The organism is Treponema primitia ZAS-1, from assembly GCF_000297095.1.
GTDB lineage: Bacteria > Spirochaetota > Spirochaetia > Treponematales > Breznakiellaceae > Termitinema > Termitinema primitia_A.
In genome coordinates this window covers 1-1,633 of sequence record NZ_AEEA01000053.1, presented here as the reverse complement: position 1 = coordinate 1,633, position 1,633 = coordinate 1, and the positions used below count along the sequence as shown (strand labels likewise).

Genomic DNA, 1,633 nt, shown 5'->3' with positions numbered 1-1,633 from the left:
AAAGGTGTAGGTATAAACGCCGTCAAAGTCACCGTTTTGCCATGCCGTTAGATCGGCGCCGGCGGTGGCAATAACCGAGCCATCGGATTTTCTGGGCAGGGAGAGCAGTTCCCAGCTTGGGGAAATGGCGCCGGGTGCTATCGCCGCTGTTAGCTGAGCGGTAATGTTGATATCCGCGGCCCCGTCTTTGCTCTGCCTGATGGTGAAGGTTTGAATACCGGAGTTGGTTTCAATTGTCGTACCGGAAAGCTTAAAGCGGAGATCCCGGTCGATGCGGCTGCTGAAGGATGCATCGCCGCCGGTATCGGTTGTATCCACCAAAATATTTATGGCCGGGGAAGTTTTATCTATTCCGTATTTCCGAATTACAATGGGACTGCGGTTTCCGGATTGATCTTCCGCGTAGAGGTGGAGGGTGTATTTCCCTTCCAGGTCGGCGTCTTCGATGTCTACACTCCAGGATGATTTGGCGGTGTTCGGGGAGTCCATGGAAGCCGTAGACCAGCCGCTGGAACTTTCGGCGCCGGATGCAGGAAGTGTCTCAGTGACACCCTGGGCGGTTTTCTTGTAGTAGAGTTTGCTGACCACCCCGGAAGCGCTCGCTTCGGTAAGTTCGGTTGTTACACGGGGATCCCAGACGCGGCCGGCTATGCTTCCGCCTCCCTGGAACCATCTTATTTCGGGAAGAGGATTGGTAACGTAGACCGTGGGAGGGGCAACATCGACTATCACTTCCCGTTCAAGTATGGTTGTTTTTTCCGCTATGTCCGTGGCAACTATGGTATAGTAATAAACGCCGCCATCCGTGACATGATTTCCGAACTTATCAAGAGGAAGAGCATCAAGAGTATTAAAAGTGATTGTACCGTCAATCAACTGTTTTCCGGTACTCCAGTTGGCGGCGGCAGCAAAGCCGCCGGTATAACCGGGATAGTCTAATCCTTTTAAAGTGAGATCCGGAGTACCCACATCGTCAATCAGTGTAATGGTATAGGTATAAGCGCCTATGGTATCGCCGTCCTTGGTCTGGGTTACTTTGAGGGACTTTAGGGCATTGGAATCGCCGACGATTCCATCCAGGGTGAACGCACCGGTTTTCCAGGTGATTCCCGATCCAACCGAAGTTTCCGTTAAGCGCGGAGCCGCTTTATCGTAGGTATAGGGGAAGTATGCTGCGCTTACCGTGGCCACCGTTCCGATGTCCGTGGCGCTGTTGGTGTAGGTCAAGTCCGTGTTCCGGTGTCCCATCCTGTCTTCCGCAACTATCCATATGTGCCGGTTTCCTTCAGAGGGGACCGTAAGATTCGTGGCGATTCGCCAGCCGGTGGCGCCGGTAACGCCATTTGCAGCTCCCGTTAACCACCGCGAATCACCCGGGGCAGGGGGGGTAGTTTCACTCGCATCGGCATCGTAATAGAGGATCCTGGTTACCGTTCCTGGGGCGGCATCGGCGGCTGTACCAGAGATATCTATGAACGTAGTGCTGAAGGCAGCCCATTTGCCGTTGCCCGGGGTCCCGATGTTAATGCTGGCGGGCGAATTTATCGTGAGGGTCGGCGCCGTGGTGTCTAAATTAATATCCCGGGTCAAGGAGCTAGTATGGGACGAATTACCGGCCACATCAATCACGGTG

At 54.1% G+C, this 1,633-nt stretch carries 1 protein-coding gene; it reads right to left on the bottom strand.

What is annotated here, in order from left to right:
• The coding region (locus tag TPRIMZ1_RS18760) for a hypothetical protein (protein WP_010258331.1) at nt 1-1,633 on the bottom strand (1,633 nt) is incomplete at both ends.